Here is a 16,133-nt window from a genome sequence, read left to right as displayed (position 1 = left end):
TCACTGAGTTTGATGCGACCCTTGGGCTTGCTCAAGGAGGTTACCAATTCCTATATTTGGATTACGCTAGCTGATAATCTCTGTAACCTGGGAAAACTCTCTAATTTTTTAAGCCTGAGTAGTTACGGTCAAACAGCACAGTCAGTCCTACGTACTCACGGATCACAATTTGCTCATGCACAATTCCCGGTCGCTTGACGATCCCACCCACCGCAATGATTAGGGGATGAATCCCAATCGGAATTCCCCAACTCATCCCACTCTGTCCCACAATGCTCAAAGCCGTAACTGAGACAGTGCCCATCATCCGCTTAAACAGAAAAGGATTACGCAACACGGGTTGCCAGAAGAGCCAATTGCGCAAAAATCGTGGCAGGATCGTGAAGAGTTTGGTCATCCAGGCAGCGCGGTTGGAGGCGATTTGGACTTCGCCCTCAACCGACGATCGTTGGGCGGCCCGAATTTCCCCATGGATTTCCGCCACGGTTTTCTCATTGGCTTGCCGAATGATGTAAGGCATGGGCAACTTTTCACCTGTATCAGTGACTCGTTCGACGATGATCGTCACATCCACATCCTCAAAAATCACCAGATGTCGCTTACCTTGGCGCAGGGCATGAACGTATTTATGGTCGCTAATTGCCTGGGCCAGACATTTAACAATCCAGCCCGTAAAGCTGATGCCTTGTCTGGCTGCCATTTTATGTACATGAATTGCCTCGCGTGCTGCCGTTACATCAATTTCCAATAAAATCGGGATATGATGCCGTTGGCGACCCCAGACCAGCGTATCAATCGTAGGGTTACGGAACTGCGAAAAATTGAGTTTTTCAAAGCGGCCAATTCGATCGACTGGTTCCATATTCGTCCCCATCGTCAGTGTGGTTGACTCTTGGCGTAGGTTATACCGCTGTAGAGATATTTTCACTATGCTCAAACAATCACTGCCTCCAGCGATCGCCGCAACGACCTGGGCATCTCTGCTCCGCGCCCAAAACGCACTACCAGATCGGGTCTACCCTCTCCCAGCCCCAAAGCCCTAGCAAAAGCAGGTCGCAAACTCACTTCCTCAACAGGCTGGTTGACAAAAGCATTGCGGATGCCCAGAGCAGTAGCCTGGAGGGCAAACCGCTCGTAACAGCGACCGACTTCGACCCAATGAGCCTTGTCATTAACGTCGGATACGAAGACGGCGAAGCAATCATAATTTTTACCACTAGAGGTTGGTTATCGATAGATTGCCTGATCAATCGTGCAACGAAAAAATTCACCTTTTGACTCAAAGCGATCGCAAAGCGTCCCCTGTGGGGAATCGCAACCGAAGAACCAGCCAGCCCGGATGCGCTTAGGAATGGTGTAACCTTCAAACATGCCACTCTCCTCAACCTGCACGCCAAAGTCTTCATAGTGGTATGCTGCGCCTTCAGGGTTGCCCCAGCGCTGAAATTTGGCGCACTCCAATGTCCCCGCCTCGCTCACCGTGAGGGTCAGATGGGCTGGCTCTCCCAACGTTGTAAAGCTAGCTTGTACCTGCGATGCATTCAATTCAGCCCAAACGATATCGGGCTGGCAAAGCACCGAGGGTAACCACACGGCCTCTCCCTGTAAGCGCCCCACGCCCGAACGGGTGACATCCTCACCAGCAGCTTTCATGACCGGAAACAATCCCAAAATCTTCCATTCCATGTCACCGACCCCGTCCACGATGCGATCAGCTCCCCAAATGGGTAAACCCTGCATCCAAGTCGTCGCTCGCCAAATCATGCCTCGATGCCAACAGATTACTTCTTCACCCCGGAAAGAACGCCATTTTTCGCCCAGTTTGATATCACCATGCATCCACAATCTGACGGCTGAAGCCAATGGCGTGTCGGGAGCAATGGCATGTTCCAGATACCGACGTGCGGTAGTGGGAAGCTGAGTAAGTAATGCAGGATTGAAGTAGCGATCGCTAGTCGAAGTGGATTGCCACAACGCCTCAATTGAAACGGGTTTAGGTTTAGGGATTGTTTTAGTCATTGTGTCAGCAGTGATAAAAACGGGTTATTGCGTAGAAAAATCAGATTGCAACGACTGCCAAGGGTTTTATCCATGCTCCACATTAATGTTTAAAAATGAGGAACTTGTGAGAAATTCTTCTCGATGACAATAGGGTCTTTAGAAGATGCAGCGATCTCTTGTCGATCTAACGATTGGGTTCCGTTGCAAAAAAGCGATTTGCGATCGCAAGCTAACCTGATGCCTCATCGATCGCCCCTGCCCATTCCTTATCACTTCCTCAGAACCATTTAAGTGGGTCATTTCAAACCTGAAATCATCCTGCTGAACGTCCGCTGGTATCTCCGCTATAGCTTGAGTTATAGGGCTTTGGGGGAAATGAAGATCGAGCGTGGTCTGAAAGTCGATCACCCAACTATCTTTCGTTGGGGCCAGGCTTACAGCCCAGAAATCGACCAGTGCTACCGCCCGGATCTCAAGCCCACCCATGATGCCTGCAGGAATGAACATGATTCGAAAAGGGCAGAGCGCTGGGATAGCCAGAAGAGATATCATAGGACAGCTCTCTTTCGTCAACGAAATCTTTGGAGAGGTTGTATAACAAGAGTGAGCTCGACAGGGATCTTCTCTCTTCGTGATCTTTTTGCAACGCAACCAATCGTCTGACGCAGCACCGCATCTCAATCCTATGTTTCAACATTACGTTGGCAGCTCAGTTGCGATCGCAACTCCACAGCGACACTCGCAAACCGCAATATAAAGACCGGATCGAAGTTTTACACTTCCACGCCTGGTCCAGGTCCATTCTGGGCAGCTTGCCCAAGCCACGCCAGTTTACAAACACAACTTGGAAGATTAGGTCGTTCGACTATCTAGGACAACAACTTTAGACGACGCGATTCCTAGCCTTGCCGCCCTCAGCCCACGGGTAGCCACAGTCACAACAACTGAAGAACTCATGGGTCTCGAAGGCACTGGCGCAGCCGCCTATTTCAAAGTATTTGGCCACTGCTTATCTCAGCCTGAATTTAGCTTCTCCAAAAGAACAAGGCGACCTCCAATGGATCCAGTAAATGCCATGCTCAGTTTTGGCTATCAACTACTGTGGAATCATCTTCTAGCCCTGATCGCAGTGTATTGAAGCGGCGATCTCGCAGCTAAGGTTGCCTATGTTAAAGGACTTAAGTGAATCATTATTAGAGTTTGAGACAGTGGCAGATGTAGAGACTTGGCTTTCAGATCAAAAAAAAGCTGTTGCAGAGAATGGGCAAGCAGAAAGTTAAGCGGAGATTGGGTAAGTGGGTTGAAAGGGAGAGTCACTTCGCAATGATTGTCTACAGTCCTCCTTCCCTATAAAGCCTATATAAGGAAGGAGAACTGATAGAAGATTAATCTCTAACTCAATGGTTCGGTTGACATCCTAAATAATACGTATAAAGCTCTAGAAACCTTAATCATACGCGAGCCAAGCAGCACACCCTTCGGTAGTGGCGCAGCTCGACATATACATCTCTACTAGGAAGCTGCCTTCGTAAGGTGCTACGATCACCGGTTGAGCATCCGTTGCCTCATCTGCGCCGACTACAGCCCCTGTTGAGTCATATAAAAACAAATCAATATCGAAACAATTTTCATCGCAGGTAGCATAGATGCTTTGGCCAGACAGCAAATAGACCTCATAGGAGGTCGATTCACCTTCATAGAGAAAATGGGTATCCTGAGCTTGGGCCTGATCGGATAAGGTGGCGACAGTCGCAGCCGTCATCAAGGTCATGGCACATAGGTGAGAAAACTTGAACTGAATCATTTGAAATCTCGCTAAATCTATTAAATGACTTGCATAGGGCAGAATTCTGCCCTATGCCTAGAATACCCAGGGCCACTATGAACTGCTCTAAGTAACAACAATGCCAACTTTAAAGATTTCGAAAAGACGATAGCGGGTTCTCCGTAGAATAGCCTTGGCCACTTTGCTTAGAACAGAGAGTGTCCCGTTGAGGCATTGGATATTAATCGATATCGCTGAGACTAGTCTGACAGAATAGTGGCGATATACGGCGTCATTTCAACCTGCTCACCTATGTCTTCAGCTTCAAAATCGGTGGAGAATCACATTGGTGCGATCTGGTATTTCACCCAGCATTGCCATGCGCCATTACGTGTCTAGCCCTACCTGTGAGACTTCACCCTAGCCCCTCGCCAACTCCGTCGGTGCCATTAGCTGTAACTGCTCCTGACTAACCCAGCGGCTCTGTTGCCCCTGGGCAACTTTGCAGAGGTAATAGTTACCATCATCCAGCAACACCTCCACCGCTTGCACCGACCACTGTTGGTCGAGATAGCGGACGGTGTCCCCCACGGCGGGCACCCAACTGGGTGTGGCCAGGACGGGTTTGCGAGCTAACAAATAGTCTATGTCTTGCCACAGACGGGCCAGGGCTCTTTGCAGTAGCGGGGTAACGGCATCGGCGATGGCGGCCAGGATTAGGGTGCTGAGGATCATTAAGGGAAGTGCGATCGCATACCGCATCCCATCTCCTTGAACCCATAGATCCAGCGTCCAACCCACCACAAAGTTATGGACCAGGAAAAAGCTATAGCTGTATTTGCCTAAATTCATCGCGAGCTGACGGCTCCAGCCAGCCGCCGTCAACCAACGACAAACCACCATACCCACCAGGGTTAACCCCAAGGGTACTAACAAATCGCACACTAGCCACCCGAGTTTGTAAAACTGACAGACAAACCCCACACCATAGAGCAAAACCCCCACTTGCAATGCCTTTGCCTGCGGCCAAAAGAGCACGCCCCGACCATGCTTATAGGCTTGGGCCACCACCATGCCTATCACAAAGGTACTTAACTTAGCCAAGAACACATAGAACGGCAGGGGACCCTGGGGCGTATCCAAAATGGTATAGGTGGGCTGCCCACCAAAGGAATAGGTGGCCAAGGCCCGATAGCCTAAGGTCACCACCAGGCTCACCATCAACAGGTTACGTCCACCCCAGCGATACATGAGCTGATGTAGCAACGGAAAACACAGCGTAAAACTCAAGATCAGCGGGATAAACCACCAGGGGCCGCTAATGGGCAACAGAAGATCGCCACCATAGTCAAACAACAATGGAAAGGTAGACGCTGCAAACAGATTCCACAGGGAGGGAATATAGCCCTGGGTGGCAGCCCCCAGCACCCAAAGCACCGGATAAGCCAGCAACGCTACGGTCCAAAACGGCCACAGTAACCGAGATAAACGCTTTTGCCAAAAGGCTAACCAGTCAAAGGAGCGCTGTCGGGTGGCTAGCATGAGACTAAAGCCACTTAACAGGATAAATACATCCACAAACTGAAATCCAAACAGGGCTGGAGTCCCCAACAGATCGATCCATCCCGAGACAGTATGGAGAGAATTTACCCCAGGTATCAGCTGTTGTAAATTTTGGAGCAGCCCCGTGGGCTGGGGGGTGTAACGATATTGGGTAAATAGCAGCTGGGCATGGTACAGCAGGATGATGACGGCGGCAGAGATGCGCAGTCCATCTAACCATGCGAGGCGCTGTACCGCCGCTGAACGGTTAAAACGACGAGTCATAGTGATATTAGGGTAAACGTTGTTGTATAAAAGAGATTTTCTATGGTTCTAAAGCCAGGTTCTACAACCGCGCTGTTTCAGGCAGCGCATAGGCCTTTTCCAAATTGGCAACAACGGGGGCCACATCCCGTGGCGTTACAACCCAATCTGTTTTTCCGTTCAGGTGGTCATAGAGGGCGACCAACGCAATCATGTTCTTAAACAATGCGTAAAAGGGAGTGAGCAGAGCATATTGCACAAAGTAGTAGCTGGGATAATGGCGATACCCAACCTTAGCGGTCACCCCGAGCTTGAAGAGACTACTTAAAAAAGTAATGACTGTAGCCGATACCAGGAATGTATTGTCACTGAAGTTAATGGTGCCGGTCATGAGCCAGCTGCTAAACACAATGGGTAAAATCTGCACCGACAAAATGGGAAATATTTCGCGGTAATAGAGCAAATGGGTCCAAATCAGCTTTTGGCCAAAGGTGAGCTGGGACGATTTCCAAAATCGTTTTTGATAGCGCAGACTCACTTCCAGCCACCCTTGGGACCAGCGTTTGCGTTGGGACCAGAACGCACTGATCCGGTTTGGGGCCAGCTCCGTCACCGTAATGCTGCGGTCGTGGACAATGCGATAGCCCTGTAACAGGGTACGGATCGAGGCATCGATATCCTCGGTCAGCATGGTGGGGTTAAACCGGATCTGCTGCAGCACCGATGTGCGCCAGTAGCCATTGGAGCCCCCAAACAGGGCGGTGTCCACCATCAACGACTTGGCAGAATGGCTGACGCCATAAATGGACTCAAACTCCACCGTCACCAAGCGTGTGAGCAGATTTTCACTCCGGTTACGAATCATATTGCGCCCTTGCACCACATCGTAACCATTGGTAATCCATCGATTGGCCCGTTCAAAACAGTCTGGCGCGGGATGGTGGTCCGCATCCAGGATGCAGGTAATGTCACCGGTGACGATGTCTAGGGCCGCATTAATATTTTCAGCTTTAGAACGGCTGCCCTCCACCCGGTAGGGGCGAAAGTTGGGGTACTTCCTAGCCAGCTGCGATAGCGTTCGCTCGATGGGCAAGGCAACGGGGGTGTTATAGGCCAGGATTACCTCCAGACCCGCCTGAGGCTGATGGACTCGATTAAGCAGGTGGTCCACCGTCTCTAGGATGATGTCCTGCTCGTTGGGCAAGTAGGCCGCCACGATAAACGAACAGCGGGGTAGCGGGCTATCCATGGGCAAAGCTGCCCCATGAATACCCAGTCCCTGTTTCAGGCGATGTTTGAAGACGTCGGTGGACGATAGGGGTAAACGGGACTGGCCGGCAAATCGTCGCCACACGGCGGCGGTTGACTCGGCAATCACCATGGCGGCACTGGTCAGATATAGGATTACAAGGGAGCTATGGAGCCATTTTAGCGATGGATTTCCTAGGGCTAGGCTGTAGTAGCAAACAATGGTGGGCAGCCCGATGAACAGCACATTTAGAAAAATCAGCTTGCTGGCAATCTGCCAGTGTTCGCCCTGAAATCGCCAGGATTGGCTAATGGATAAGCCGGCGATGTTGCGATCGCACTTATTATTCTTTTTTTGCATATAGCACCCCTTTGGAGGCGTCCGAATCAAATAAACGCTGAACAATCCGTTGAAGCACAAACAGGTTGCCTAGTTGCCATGAAAACCCATGACTTGCAGCCTAAAGCCGCCTAAACTTAAGCCATGAACCCCATAAAAACCGCTGCCACTGGACCAGTAAATCAATCGTTTTTTATGGATTTCTTAACATGACTGCCAATTTTAACGCAATGTTAAGCATATGTTAACTTCTGTGTTTACGGACATGGGTTCAGTTATCAGCATTCCCATGGTTCTTTATGCCCCAGTAATGGCTGGCCCAGTCTGCCGGATAGGAAGCTGAATGATAAACTTACTGCCCTTGCCCAGTTCAGAATCACATGAGATTGTTCCATGGTGTTTCTCTGCGATAATTTGGTAGCTAATGGATAGGCCTAAGCCAGTCCCCTTACCGACGGGTTTGGTCGTGAAAAATGGATTGAAAATGCGGGAGCGGATAGTTTCTCCTATGCCTTCCCCATTGTCAGCGATAATGATTTGCACCCAATCATCATTCATTACCTGAGTTGAAATCCGAAGAATTTTCTCACCCATATTGGGCTGCTGCCAACGGTTATCCTCCAGGGCATCAATCGCGTTTGCCATCAGGTTCACAAACACCTGATTCAACTGTCCGGCATAGCATTCCACTAAGGGCAGTTGACCATAGTCTTTGACCACTTCGATAGCTTCACAGTTGGAGTGAGCTTTCAGGCGATGTTGCAAAATCAACAACGAACTGTCTAGACCTTCATGTAGGTCAACCGCCTTAAAGTCAGCCTCATCTAAACGGGAGAAGTTACGCAGAGACAGAACAATCTGGCGAATGCGTTCGGTACCGACTTCCATCGATTTCACCAGCTTTGACAAGTCTTTGTTCAAAAAGTCGAATTCGATATCTTGCAGCAGTTGCTCAATCTCCTGGGTGGGCTGGTCGTAGTAAGCTTGATAAGCTCTTACCACCTTTAATAAGTCGTGGGCATAGTTGTCAATATGGGCAAGGTTGCCATGAATGAAATTAACGGGATTGTTGATTTCGTGGGCAATTCCCGCTACAAGTTCTCCCAAAGCCGACATCTTCTCACTTTGAATCAGTTGCATCTGGGAGGCTTTGACTTGGGCCAGAGCATCATTAACCTGTGCGTTGGATGCTTCCAAGGCATCAAAGGACTGCTGAAGTTGCTGAGACATCTGCGAGAATGATTGCGACAGTAGCTCCAATTCGTCGCCCTTTATGTCAGTGGGAGTGAGCGGGCTCCAGACTCCTTCTGTTTCCCCCGTAGGGTTCAATCGCAGCATGCGTTGAGTATCGAACGCCATGAGCTGCTGACATTCAAATACTAGGGGTTGTAGGCGGCGATTGAGGTAACGCACAAACCCTACCACCACGATTGTCAACAGTGCACCGACCCCGATAGCTCCACTCAGGGTAATCAGCCAGACTCGACCCACAACCGCCCACCTAGGCACTGCAGCCAGTATGACCCATCCCGTATAGTCAAGCCGCTGGTATGCCCAGTAGGTGTGATCGATCTGAACCAATCCAGAGTTTTTCTCTTCAATGTGTTGCCAAACGGCCTGGAAGTCAGCCATATCTGCGGCATTTTCCCTGTTTTTTGCCAGGGTTGGATTGGGGGGATAACCCAGCCAATTTCCGTCAGCTGTAATCAGTGCAAAATACCCTTTTTGATTAACAACGGGCTTGTTTAGCCATTCACTGATAACAGTTACATTAACGTCTGTACCTGATATGCCTAAAAGCGTTCCCTGGTCGTCATAGAACGGCATAATAAAGCTGGTCATCGTTATGCCGTGCCAATCAAACGGTTCCATCCAAACGCCCACTTTAGCTGCGACAGGAACTGTGTAATAATCCTGTTCTAGATAGTTGTCGTCCTCAAACAGGTCAGAATAACGAATGTCTTGATGGGGCGGCGAGAGCAATTTACCTGGGGCATTAGTCTCATTTTGATCGGGATAGAAATAAGGAAAAAATCCCTGGCGATCTGGCACGATCTGAAAGGGAGCTTGGCCAAAGAAAACCGACATTGCCAAGTCTGAGCGATTCTGAAAAAAACGGAAAGCTAAATTTTGATAGTTTTCTAACTCAGTTACTCCGCTTTGTTTCATTGCTTTGACAGCATCTGAAAGGGCAACGGTATAAGCCTCTGTTTGAGAAAGTTCTTGCTGAACCATGGTCGCCTGCGTATCCAGTTGACTCTGAATTTCGGATTGGGCAGAGGCGATCAATACTCTATAGAACATATAAGAGACGCTACCGATGCCCAGCAGGGTCATGCCCAATACCCAATAAAGCAAGCGAGAGCCTAACGAATGCCGAACTTGTAGACGGGTTCCTAGGAAGGGTAACTCCTTATGCATAAAAGTTTTATTCTGAACCGTTTCTAAAATTTGTGTCGTTATTTGAGCAACCCTTAGGCAGACAAGACTAGCCTCCCGATGACAGAATACCCGCAATCAAAGCCGATATCTTATGCTGTGGATTGCCCTTGGGCACCTCTGTCCTTAATCTAAGTCATGGATTACTAACGGAATCACCTGGATTCAGCCTGTAGAGATGAAGGACTTCTATCAACGAATGTATTTAGCAATGACTATCCTGACCCCAAAATCGTTTAGGCGGTGTTTCGGGCTATTTTTAGTAGGTCTACTGACTACCCTGATGGTAGCCAGCCAGCCAGCCGCTGCCCAAACTAACTTTTGTGAAACTCGTTCTGTTCCCTCAGATGTGGTGCAAGGACGCAGCTACGGTGACCCCCACATCAATACCTTTGATGGGTTTCACTATGGGTTCCAAACCGTGGGCGAGTTTATTTTGACCCATGACCGCAGCCGCGACTTTGAGGTGCAGGCTCGCCAGGCGGAGGTGCCCAACCGCAGCAACCTATCCCTGAATACGGCGGTGGCCATGCGGGTGTGTGATCAACGGGTGGGAATGTACGTGCAAGATAGCCCCGATGGCCGCAGCCTGATGTGGGTAGATGGGGTGCCCATTGATTTTGAGGATAATGCGTTCTCCCTGCCTAATGGTGGTGAAATTCAGCGCCAGGACGATCGTAACTACACTGTGATCTGGCCCAGTGGCGACCAAGTGGCCCTGACAATCATTGACGTCAGTGGCGCTCGGTTTATTAACATCATGCCGATAATCAGTCGAGGTCGTACCAACCAAATGGCCGGTCTGCTGGGTAACTACAACGGTAACCCTGACGATGACCTCGTCGGTCGTAACGGCACCGCCATACCGGCCCGCTCCACCTACAGTATTGCGGCTAATACCCTGAGTCGAGCCCTACCGGCAGTCATTCCGGTATATGAGCTAGAAACCGCCTACTTTGATCAGCTTTACAAGCAATTTGGCGATAGCTGGCGCATTACCCAGGCCGAGTCCCTGTTTGACTATCCCGTGGGTCTGACCACCGCTAGCTTCACCAACCGGGGCTTTCCTGACCAGTATCTGACCCTGAACGGTGTGAGCGACGCTGACCTGGAAGCCGCCATTGAAGAATGCGAAGCTGCTGGTGTAGCGGAAGACCAGATGGATGGCTGTGTGTTTGATGTCGCTGCCACGGGCAATAGTAGCTTTGCCAATGCCGCCGTCAATGCGGTGGCCAATGTGGTGGTCGATCGGGTAACTGACCGGATTATTGACCGGGTGGATGATGTGATTCCCCTGCCGGGTGGTTTCCGTCTGCCTTTTTAGGGTGATCTCTGTAGCGCAGCTGCATAACCCCTGGGGCAAATTCTGAATCCATTAAATGGATTGATTAAAAAGGTGCGATCGCAACCCGGTCGCACCTTTTTTAATCAATTTCGTTACATTTTAATTTTTCTTTCATCGCAATTATTTAGAGTAGCCTAAGCGCATCCATATTTTCGCGATTGAGCCCCTATGCTATCAGCCATAGAGATATTGGGGACAGGTCTATGGTTAAGCCAAACGTGCATGACACCCGAAAGGAAGCACATACTGATCCGGCAAAAGAGCAATCCAACCAACCTAAACCGAGCAAGAAATCCTCGGTGAAAAATAAAGCGGCCAAACGTCAGGCTACCAAAACCTTAGCCACTAAACAGACCTTTCCACAGATCGCTACAATTCCTATGGCAACTCCAGCAAAGTCGGCAGCAAAGTCGACAGACAAGTCAGCCAAGAAGTCGGCAGCTAAGTCGGCCAAAAAGAAATCGACCAAACAGGACCCTGCAAAAGATAAGTCTGTAGCTAAGTCTGCCCCTAAACAGAACCCGAAAGGGTCCTGGAAAGAGTCTTCTAAAGGCCAGAAAAAAATCAGCAAGTCTTTCTACGAAGCGGAGCTAGAGCGGCTACAGCTAGAGCTGGTAAAAATGCAAGAATGGGTGAAACATGAGGGACTAAAAGTTGTTGTCGTGTTTGAAGGCCGAGATGCCGCCGGGAAGGGCGGTGCCATTAAGCGGATTACCGAATGTCTCAATCCCCGCTCCTGCCGCACGGTAGCCCTGGGCACCCCCACGGAACGGGAGAAAACCCAATGGTATTTTCAGCGCTATGTGAGCCAGCTGCCAGCAGCGGGGGAGATTGTTCTCTTTGACCGCAGTTGGTATAACCGGGCTGGGGTGGAACGGGTGATGGGCTTTTGCACCCACACCGAGTACACCGAGTTTATGCGCACCTGTCCTGAGTTTGAGCACATGCTGCAACGCTCGGGCATCATCCTGGTGAAATATTGGTTTTCCGTCAGTGACAAGGAACAGGAAAAGCGGTTCCAAGAACGGATTGACGACCCCACAAAACGCTGGAAGCTCAGCCCGATGGATCTGGAGGCGCGGGCTCGCTGGGTGGAATATTCCAAGGCGAAGGATGACATGTTTGCCATGACTGACACCACCCAGTCTCCCTGGTATGTGGTGGATGCCGATGATAAGAAGCGGGCTAGATTAAATTGCATTAGCCATTTGCTCAGCCTGGTTCCCTATCACGAATTGCCCTATGAGCCGATTGTGTTGCCCAAACGGCAAGACGCGATCAATTATCAACGCCCCCCGAAGGATACCCAGCGCATGGTGCCTAGCCAATTTTGATCGGTAATAAATATCCCTAGGGCAGACCAGGCCACTGTAGGCCCTACTGGGGTCTGTATAACACCTGCCAGCGACCAGCCCATTCCATGTTGGGATAGTTGATTTTTATCCAATTCCAGCGGTCGGGCAGGTCACCGGAAATCACCAGCACCGAGGGGGCGGTCATTAGCCGTCGTAAATAGCGGTTGGCACTGGGACTGCTGAGCCGAATCCAGCGATTCTCCTCCCCATCCTGGGCGGTTTGGAAAAAAGTCTCATGGACTGCACCATCATTGATGGTAATCGTGTCTTTGTTGAGATCAAACGCAAGGGATGGCAAGGTTTCGTTGTATACCATAACGGGCAAGCTTTCTAGCCGCCTCTGTTGAATCAACTTAGAGACAATATCCGTACTCTCTTTCCATGGACCATTGGTCTGCACATAGTAGCCGCTGTACAGCAGCAACATCAGAGACGGAGCTAGGACCATAGTCACCAGGCGAAACCTTAGCCCTGCTCGAATGGAGCGGTATAGCAGAACCACGATCACCAACACGGCAATAGCTGGAACGGCCATGGGCCAATTGATCTCCATGGGTTGGCCCAAAATTTGATAGCCCATGGGCACGGCTAGAGCTAAGACCCCAACCGTGCCATAGATTTGGGCAAACCAGCGACTGTACTGCCAAATTTGTGGCTTGGATAGCAGGTGGATTAAATAGCTGACCAAAATGGAAAACCCTGCCAAAATCGGTAGCAGTCCAGCAAAGGATGTACTGCCCGTCAGAGTATAAATCCCTAAGGGGATGGCCAACCAAAACATGGTCACCTGCACCACCGTGGGATTTTGCCATAGGGGAGCGGCGGTCAGGTTGGGTACCACCACCACCCACCAGGGTAAGCTGCCCAAGACAAAGGCCAGTCCATACTGCCAGCGGGGATGCATCGGGGTGTTGAGAAAGGTATCTCGCCAAAAGATCTGGCGGGTATAGACCCAAAAATCATCCAGGTGGGTATTGGCGTGGATAAACCAAAAGCTGACCAGGGACAGCATCAGGGCCAATGCCGCCAGCCCATGTCGCCAGTGCACCCAATAGTTACGCGGACCAAAGATGAGCACATAGGCCCCTACGCTCAGGGGTAGCAGCAGCCCCCGCAGGCCCCCACAGAGGATGGCCCCCGCCAGCATGCTCGCCAGCCCATAGAGGGCCACCGGTCGTTTTTCTAGGTGGTAGAGCAACATGCAGTAGATGGCGGCTAACTCAAAGCTGGCCAAAAAGATATCCGCTGATAGGTAGCGACTGCAGGCCAATACCAATGGACAGGAGAGGTACACCAGCCCAGCCAGCAACCCGATCTGAGGTAAGCCAAACAGTCGCATGGCAATGCGATAGGTAAAAATTATCTGGACCCCAATGCTCAACGGGATGAAAAATCGAGCGCCAAAGGCATTCACCCCCCACAGCCTCATGCCCACACTGGTTAACCATAGGGGGATGGGCAAGTGGCGAAAGTCATCCACCCCCAGCAGACGGGGATGCAAAAAATTTTGCCGTGCCAACATATCGCGACTAATGTCTGCAATCTCACCCTCAGTGCCCGTGGTGATCACCCACAGGTGCAGGTTAAATAGCAGCACAATGAGCACTACGGCGACTAGCAGGTAGACAAATCGGTCGAGCCTTACAGGCTGGGTCATCGGCAAAATCAGAGCAGGGCAGAGACCAAATATTACAGCATGCTATCGAAAACCTTAAAACCGCTATTCAGCCGATGTAGCCGGGTGATTATTCAAAGTTTACCTCTGCCTCAGGGGAGCCATACCCCAATTGATCGGTAACCGAGGAAACACAGGTGCACCCAGGCCCACAGAACAACCGGGTAGATGGTCATTGACCATCTACCCGGTTGGCTCCCTGCCAAGGACTAATTATTTACAAGGCTTTAATAAGCCTTTAATAGAAGTTTCCAATCTTGCGATGGTGAACAGCTGTCATTGCTTCTTCCTTCGAGACTTTCCCATCTTCGACGGTGGAGTATACCAACCAGTGATCGCTCAGTTCCATTCTCGTAGCCACCTTACATTCCAGATAGGCCAGGGCATCGGCTAGGATCGGTGACTTGTTGTTGGCAGGCCGGGTGCGCACACCGGCAAAGCGATCGGCACCGGGGGGAAACCGTTTCAGGAAGTGTTTCATGAGTGGTGAATAGTTTCCTTCTTCCAGGATATTCAGCACAAAGGTATCGCCTACCTGCATTAGGGACTCAATGGCCCGGTCCTTCGCGACGGCGATGGTAAAGCCCAGGGGTTTGAAGCTAGCTTGGGAAATCCAGGAGGCTAACATTGCACTGGTGACTTCGCCTTTGGCGGCGGTGATAATGTACAAACCACTGCTAATTCGGCCTAGGGCCTTTTGTAAGTCAGCATCCAGGGACTTAATCTTTTGTATTTTCTGCACCTTGGCTAGGTCTTGGCCCAGGTCAGTGCCGGTTTCATCACAGAGCTGATACAGACCTTCTGATGGGGTATCTTTGACCCGCAGGGGTTCAAAGGCCACCTTGAGGTCTAGATCCTGCAGTTTACTTTGCAGGGTATCTATGGGTTCGTCGTCACCACCGTAGGATTCAAACAAGCCAAAGGTTTGCTTATTATTAACGGCGGCCAAAATTGAGCTGAGGGCAGTTTGCACTTCCTCTGCCCCTGGTCCAGAAGATGGGGGCATACCCAGCAAAAGACCTTTGGCCCGACCCACCAGTTCGTTCACATCGTGGGGGTCAGCCAGGCGCATGTCCATCATTTCGACGGCGACACCGGTTTTGGTGATGCCCTTGGCTAGGGCTTGGGAGATGCGATCGCAATATCCATAGTCCGACACATAGAAAATCGCCACCAGGTTCTCGGCCTTACTCTTCTCGTTACTCCAGAGACGGTAGCGCCCTGTCAGTTCCTCTAGATTGTGACGCAGCAACGGACCGTGGCCCGTTGCAATTGTGCTAATCTTCCCCAGGCTTTCCATACGCTTCATGGCCGCGATTACTGAGCGGGCATTGGGTGCCATCAAACACTCATAGTAAAACCGAAAATCAGGCGATAGCGCATCCAGATCTGCATCAAAAACATCATCGGTGCAATAGTGGGCACCAAAGGCATCGCAGGTATAGAGAATGCCAGTCTTTTGGTCGTAGGTAAAAATTGTGTCAGGCCAATGGAGGTTGGGGGCACTGATAAACTCCAGCACATGACCACCCCCCAGGTCCAGGGTGTCACCGTTTTTCACCAGCATGGATGCAAAGGGCTGATGCACTAGATCTTCCAGGAACTTAACCGCTACCTTAGCCCCTACCACCACTGCCTGAGGTGCCAGATCCAGCACATCCTTAACAAGGCCACTGTGGTCCGGCTCAGTGTGGCTAATAACGATATAGTCGATTTCTTTCGGGTCAATCAGCCCCGTCAACGCATCCATATAGAGCTGCTGAAACTTGGCGTGGGATGTGTCGATCAGCGCCGTCTTTTCCCCACGCACCAGGAAGGAATTGTAGGTAGTGCCATTCTGCAAACCAAACTCAATGTCAAACCGGTCCCGGTCCCAGTCCAAGGAACGAATCACCGTAGTATTTTTCGCCAGGTCACCCGTAGTCAGGGTGAGGCGCTTTTCAGCTGAGTTAGCAAGGTTTGGAGCAGCTACAACCATGGGGGCCTCGATAAGGTGTCCTAATAACGTATGCGACTTTAACAACACGCATGTTGCTTTAGTCTTTATTGTGTATCAAAACATTAATTTTTGCAGCTCATTTTTCTAAGGTCACCCATAAGAAAACGCAATATCACCACCATGATGTGCAATTGAAGGGGTGATGCACTTAATCCTGATT

General features: G+C 50.5%; 12 protein-coding genes and 2 pseudogenes. 5 read left to right on the top strand and 9 right to left on the bottom strand.

The window, feature by feature from the left end:
• Positions 1-100: 100 nt before the first annotated feature.
• The 3 genes and pseudogenes from VB741_RS18465 to VB741_RS18460 form a co-directional block, all read right to left on the bottom strand.
• On the bottom strand, positions 101-928 hold the full coding sequence (locus tag VB741_RS18465; RefSeq protein ID WP_323366665.1) for a 2-oxo acid dehydrogenase subunit E2: 828 nt from the start codon (positions 926-928) through the stop codon (positions 101-103).
• Positions 929-933: 5 nt separating this feature from the next.
• Positions 934-1,194: pseudogene (locus VB741_RS26475) on the bottom strand (Acg family FMN-binding oxidoreductase); the annotation flags it as partial.
• 33 nt (positions 1,195-1,227) lie between these two features.
• Positions 1,228-2,019, bottom strand: coding sequence for a DUF6920 family protein (locus tag VB741_RS18460; protein ID WP_323366664.1), 792 nt, complete (start codon positions 2,017-2,019; stop codon positions 1,228-1,230).
• Between the two features lie 250 nt (positions 2,020-2,269).
• On the opposite strand from VB741_RS18460, the pseudogene VB741_RS18455 reads away from it, so the two are divergent.
• The 3 genes and pseudogenes from VB741_RS18455 to VB741_RS18445 all read left to right on the top strand — a co-directional run.
• Positions 2,270-2,478, top strand: a pseudogene (locus VB741_RS18455) (IS6 family transposase); the annotation flags it as partial.
• 418 nt (positions 2,479-2,896) lie between these two features.
• On the top strand, positions 2,897-3,139 hold the full coding sequence (locus VB741_RS26470) for a CRISPR-associated endonuclease Cas1 (RefSeq protein ID WP_323366668.1): 243 nt from the start codon (positions 2,897-2,899) through the stop codon (positions 3,137-3,139).
• Complete coding sequence (locus VB741_RS18445; RefSeq protein ID WP_323366667.1) at positions 3,135-3,281, top strand: DUF4351 domain-containing protein; 147 nt, start codon at positions 3,135-3,137, stop codon at positions 3,279-3,281. The genes VB741_RS26470 and VB741_RS18445 overlap by 5 nt, the downstream gene beginning before the upstream one ends.
• Positions 3,282-3,448: 167 nt before the next feature.
• On the opposite strand, the gene VB741_RS18440 is transcribed toward VB741_RS18445, so the two are convergent.
• The 4 genes from VB741_RS18440 to VB741_RS18425 all read right to left on the bottom strand — a co-directional run bounded on the left by VB741_RS18440 (position 3,449) and on the right by VB741_RS18425 (position 9,581).
• A complete protein-coding gene (locus tag VB741_RS18440) occupies positions 3,449-3,805 on the bottom strand; it encodes a hypothetical protein (RefSeq protein ID WP_323366663.1) in 357 nt (118 codons plus the stop codon).
• A 381-nt stretch (positions 3,806-4,186) separates the two neighbouring features.
• Entirely contained in the window at positions 4,187-5,593 is a 1,407-nt protein-coding gene (locus tag VB741_RS18435; protein ID WP_323366662.1) for an acyltransferase family protein, read from the bottom strand.
• Between the two features lie 61 nt (positions 5,594-5,654).
• On the bottom strand, positions 5,655-7,181 hold the full coding sequence (locus VB741_RS18430) for a glycosyltransferase (RefSeq protein WP_323366661.1): 1,527 nt from the start codon (positions 7,179-7,181) through the stop codon (positions 5,655-5,657).
• A 276-nt stretch (positions 7,182-7,457) separates the two neighbouring features.
• The gene (locus VB741_RS18425) at positions 7,458-9,581 is read right to left on the bottom strand and encodes an ATP-binding protein (protein ID WP_323366660.1); all 2,124 of its coding nucleotides are present in this window, start codon (positions 9,579-9,581) and stop codon (positions 7,458-7,460) included.
• A 229-nt stretch (positions 9,582-9,810) separates the two neighbouring features.
• Here VB741_RS18425 and VB741_RS18420 point away from each other — a divergent pair, with 229 nt between their 5' ends.
• Both VB741_RS18420 and ppk2 read left to right on the top strand, forming a co-directional pair.
• Entirely contained in the window at positions 9,811-10,923 is a 1,113-nt protein-coding gene (locus VB741_RS18420; protein WP_323366659.1) for a VWD domain-containing protein, read from the top strand.
• Positions 10,924-11,324: 401 nt separating this feature from the next.
• Positions 11,325-12,278, top strand: coding sequence for a polyphosphate kinase 2 (ppk2, locus tag VB741_RS18415; protein ID WP_442786394.1), 954 nt, complete (start codon positions 11,325-11,327; stop codon positions 12,276-12,278).
• Between the two features lie 43 nt (positions 12,279-12,321).
• On the opposite strand, the gene VB741_RS18410 is transcribed toward ppk2, so the two are convergent.
• Positions 12,322-13,956: an ArnT family glycosyltransferase gene (locus VB741_RS18410; protein WP_323366657.1), complete on the bottom strand. Its 1,635-nt coding sequence runs from the start codon at positions 13,954-13,956 to the stop codon at positions 12,322-12,324.
• Between the two features lie 256 nt (positions 13,957-14,212).
• Positions 14,213-15,952, bottom strand: a complete 1,740-nt coding sequence (locus VB741_RS18405) for a diflavin flavoprotein (protein WP_323366656.1) — start codon at positions 15,950-15,952, stop codon at positions 14,213-14,215.
• Positions 15,953-16,133 lie beyond the last annotated feature (181 nt).

The sequence above is a fragment of the Leptothoe sp. PORK10 BA2 genome (assembly GCF_034932105.1).
GTDB lineage: Bacteria > Cyanobacteriota > Cyanobacteriia > Phormidesmidales > Phormidesmidaceae > Leptothoe.
Note: the sequence above shows the minus strand (reverse complement) of the source record. Positions and strands in the feature narration are given on the sequence as shown.

Coding starts and splice junctions, on each gene's coding strand:
- VB741_RS18425 (WP_323366660.1), bottom strand. CDS start 9,581: ATGCATAAGGAGTTACCCTTCCTAGGAACCCGTCTACAAGTTCGGCAT.
- VB741_RS18430 (WP_323366661.1), bottom strand. CDS start 7,181: ATGCAAAAAAAGAATAATAAGTGCGATCGCAACATCGCCGGCTTATCC.
- VB741_RS18405 (WP_323366656.1), bottom strand. CDS start 15,952: ATGGTTGTAGCTGCTCCAAACCTTGCTAACTCAGCTGAAAAGCGCCTC.
- VB741_RS18440 (WP_323366663.1), bottom strand. CDS start 3,805: ATGATTCAGTTCAAGTTTTCTCACCTATGTGCCATGACCTTGATGACG.
- VB741_RS18435 (WP_323366662.1), bottom strand. CDS start 5,593: ATGACTCGTCGTTTTAACCGTTCAGCGGCGGTACAGCGCCTCGCATGG.
- ppk2 (WP_442786394.1), top strand. CDS start 11,325: ATGGCAACTCCAGCAAAGTCGGCAGCAAAGTCGACAGACAAGTCAGCC.
- VB741_RS18410 (WP_323366657.1), bottom strand. CDS start 13,956: ATGACCCAGCCTGTAAGGCTCGACCGATTTGTCTACCTGCTAGTCGCC.
- VB741_RS18460 (WP_323366664.1), bottom strand. CDS start 2,019: ATGACTAAAACAATCCCTAAACCTAAACCCGTTTCAATTGAGGCGTTG.
- VB741_RS18420 (WP_323366659.1), top strand. CDS start 9,811: ATGACTATCCTGACCCCAAAATCGTTTAGGCGGTGTTTCGGGCTATTT.